General features: G+C 69.4%; 2 protein-coding genes and 1 pseudogene. All 3 read right to left on the bottom strand.

Annotated elements, in window-relative coordinates; all coding sequences use genetic code 11:
• Positions 1-247: 247 nt before the first annotated feature.
• On the bottom strand, positions 248-700 hold the full coding sequence (locus ABGA94_RS22480) for a DUF4442 domain-containing protein (RefSeq protein ID WP_005418128.1): 453 nt from the start codon (positions 698-700) through the stop codon (positions 248-250).
• A 96-nt stretch (positions 701-796) separates the two neighbouring features.
• Entirely contained in the window at positions 797-2,419 is a 1,623-nt protein-coding gene (locus ABGA94_RS22475; RefSeq protein ID WP_065179242.1) for a CHASE2 domain-containing protein, read from the bottom strand.
• A pseudogene (locus ABGA94_RS22470) lies at positions 2,416-3,292 on the bottom strand (peptidoglycan-binding protein LysM); the annotation flags it as partial. The gene ABGA94_RS22475 and the pseudogene ABGA94_RS22470, both read right to left, overlap by 4 nt.

Below are 3,292 nucleotides of genomic sequence, written 5' to 3'. Positions count from 1 at the left end.
CCGCCGCCTGCAGGTACCGCGGCGCTCAGCGCCGCGCAGCACCGACGAGAGCCCATGGTTGTCGGTATCGCTGGTGGCAGGGGACGCCCCGGCCGCCGCCGCGCGCGACTGAGCAGCGGCGGCCAGTGCGCGCTGTCCTCGTCATCCTCGCGGCTGCCTTCGCTCCGCGTCGCACCGCAGGTGCACGCGCATACGCGCGCATCGGAGCCTCCCTGCCAGGGCAGCAGAGGACAGCGCCCGCGCCGGATCAGCGCGCGTGTGGCTTCAACCGCAGATAGACCTGCTTGCGCACCTGGGCGACCACCTCGCCGCTTTCGTCGACGACGTCGTTGCTGAACCAGCGCAGCACCTTCTCGCCGCCCGCCGCTTCGGCACGCAGTTCGGACAGCAGCGCATCGTCGATGCGGAACGAGGTGCGCACCGTGCCCCGGCCAGGCTTGAGGAAATCGATCGCACCGGCCCGGTCCCACACGTAGTAGTCACGGCCGAGGATGTGCAGCAGGCCCAGCATCCAGAACGGGTCGGTCATCGCGAACAGGCTGCCGCCGAAATGCGTGCCGACGTAGTTGCGGTTCCACGGCCGCAGCCGCAGCTCGACGTCGATCTGCCGGTAATCGGGCGTGATGCGGGTGACATGGATGCCGGTGAACAGGAACGGTGGCCACAGGTTGATGCCGAAGCGGAACAGGCGGGCGTTCATGCGGGTCCGGGGCGCAAGGCGAGGTGCCCAGTCTAACCATTCGCATGCGTATGTTGCACCCCGGGCGTGTGTCCAACGGCGGCGTGCATGTCCTCCTCATGGGCCGTCGATCATGTACCCGTCGCGGCCGTTGGCCTTGGCCTGATAAAGGGCGGTGTCGGCGCCTTCCACGAAATGGTGGGGCTGCAGTTCGCCGTCGGGCACGCGGGTGAATACGCCGATGGTGAGCGTGACGGTATCGTCGCTGCCATCGCCCGGCGCCGGCAATGCGCGCACGCAGGCAATCAGGTCCTCAATCACCTGGCGTGCGCCTTCGGCCGGTGTATCCGGCAGCACCAGCGCGAATTCGTCGCCACCGTAGCGTGCCGCCATGTCGCGCGGGCGGCGCGCATGGGCGCCGATCAGGCGGGCGACATCACGCAGCACGCGGTCGCCCACCTGGTGCCCGTGGCGATCGTTATGGCGCTTGAAGTGGTCGACGTCGATCAACGCCAGGCTCAATGGCTTGCCGCTGCGCCGCGCTGCATCGCATTCCTGCTGCAGCGACTGCTCGAAGCGGAGGCGGTTGCCCAGGCCGGTAAGGGCGTCGCGGTTGGCCTGGCGGTGCCAGGCCGAGATCCGCCACACCGCCCAGACCAGCAGTGCCAGCGTCACGCCCAGCATCGCGCTGGCCGGCGCCCACCACAGGTCGCTCGTGCGCAGCAGCAGCCAGCTCAGCAGGGCAGGCATCGGCAACGAACACAGCGCGACCAGCCAGGGCAGGCGCAGGCCGAGCAGGATCACGCACAGCGCCACCAGCACACCGCTGATGGCGTGCTGCCAGGCATGCGGTAGAACATCGATCTGCTTGTGCTGCAGCAGCATCGAGGTGATGTTGGCCTGGTACTCGCTGCCGCTCATCCAGAACTCGCGGGTGGTCGGGGTCAGCAGGCGGGGCGCGATGCCGCTGGCCGTCATGCCAACTACGATGCGGCGGCCATGCAGCATCGCCATGTCCACGTGGCCATCGAGAACGTCCGCATAGGACACCTGTGGCAGCCGCTCGGGGGGGCCGGCGTAGCGCACGCGAACGTAATCGTCGCGACGCCATTGATAGGGCGAGCCCAGTTCCGGGTCGGGATCGGGCAGGCCACGTACGGCACCGGCAGGCAGGTCGGCCAGTGCCAGGCCCAGTGCCGGCCAGTGCGGCTGGCCGATACCTGCGTGCAGATAGACGCCACGGGCGACGCCGTCGCCATCCACCTCGACATCGGTGTGGCCAATGGCGGCAGCACTGGCAGCGATCTGTGGGATCGGCAGCATTTCCTCGGCCATGCGGTCGCCGGCCGCCGGTGCGGCCAGCACCGGCAGCACCACCCGGCCATTGCGTCGGATGGCGGCCGCCAGCTGATCATCCTGTCGGCTGTCACGGCGATCCGGTTCGGACAGCATCAGGTCCAGCGCGACGCGTTCGGCGCCGGCATCGGTCAGGCGGTCAAGCAGGCGTGCATGCACCGAGCGTGGCCAGGGCCACTGGCCGATGCGCTGCAGGCTGCCTTCGTCGATGGCGACGATCAGCACGCTGGGATCGGGGCGGTACTCCCAGTTGCCGACCAGCGCATCATAGGCCGCCTCGTCCTGCCGCCACAGCCATTGTCCCTGGCTGGCCACGATGGTCAGCACGCCGGCCAGCAGGGCCAGCAGGATCCGCTTCGACCATGGCAGCGGCGAGCGCCTCACAACAACAACCAGAGCAGCAGGGCACCGCCACCCGCGCCGTAGCACAGGCGGCACGGCAGCCGGACCTGCTGGGCAGGCGAGAACGCGCTGGCGTGGCCGTCATCGTCGATGTACTGCACGCGTACATGCAGGGTGCCGCTCCACGGGCGCTTGAAGCTCACCTGCGGCTGATCCACGGTTTCGTCGACCAGCGGTGCCTTGAAGTCGCCGCGGCGATCCACCTGCACCCGGTAGCGTTGGCCTTCGCTGCCGGCCTGCCAGCGCAGCGTCAGCTCGCCGTGTGCGGCCTCGGGCGGTTGCAGTGCCGGGTCCACTGGTTCATTGCTCAGCTGCAGCGGCAACGCCTGGCCATAGCGGCCCTGTCGGCCTTCGCCATCGCGCGAAGCCACGCGCCAGTAGTACTGGCCGGGCGGCAGCGGTCGCGTCAGGCGCAGGTCGGTCGCATGGGTGGCCTGCTCCTGCAGGGGCTGCAGGAAGCTGGGCTCGGTGGCGATCTGCAGGACGCTGCTGCGCGCACCGGGGGCCTGGCTCCAGCGGAAACGCGGGCGGTCGCTGTTGATCGTCTGCCCATGCAGCGGCGATACGGTCAGTGGCGGTGGTGGCTGGTCACCGAGCTCGAAATCGGCGCTGGCATCCAGGCCTTCGACCCCCTGGGCGTCGACCGCGCGCAACAGGATGCGCAGCTGGCCAGGCGGCAGGTCGCCGATCGCCAGCCGGGTGTCGGCGGTGGTGGCGGCGAACAGGAGGATTTCCGGCGTTGCCGCCTGCACCACTTCCACCCGGTAATGATCGGCGCCATTGACCGGTTCCCAGGCAAGCAGGGTCGGCAGCGGCGCCAGGCGCAGCGCGTCATTGCGCAGCGCCGGCGCCGGC

The sequence above is a fragment of the Stenotrophomonas sp. 3diitr2024 genome (genome assembly GCF_042136455.1).
GTDB lineage: Bacteria > Pseudomonadota > Gammaproteobacteria > Xanthomonadales > Xanthomonadaceae > Stenotrophomonas > Stenotrophomonas sepilia.
Note: the sequence above shows the minus strand (reverse complement) of the source record. Positions and strands in the feature narration are given on the sequence as shown.

Bases quoted from the DNA above. Each gene is read 5' to 3' on its own strand.
- ABGA94_RS22480 (WP_005418128.1), bottom strand. From the start codon at position 700: ATGAACGCCCGCCTGTTCCGCTTCGGCATCAACCTGTGGCCACCGTTC.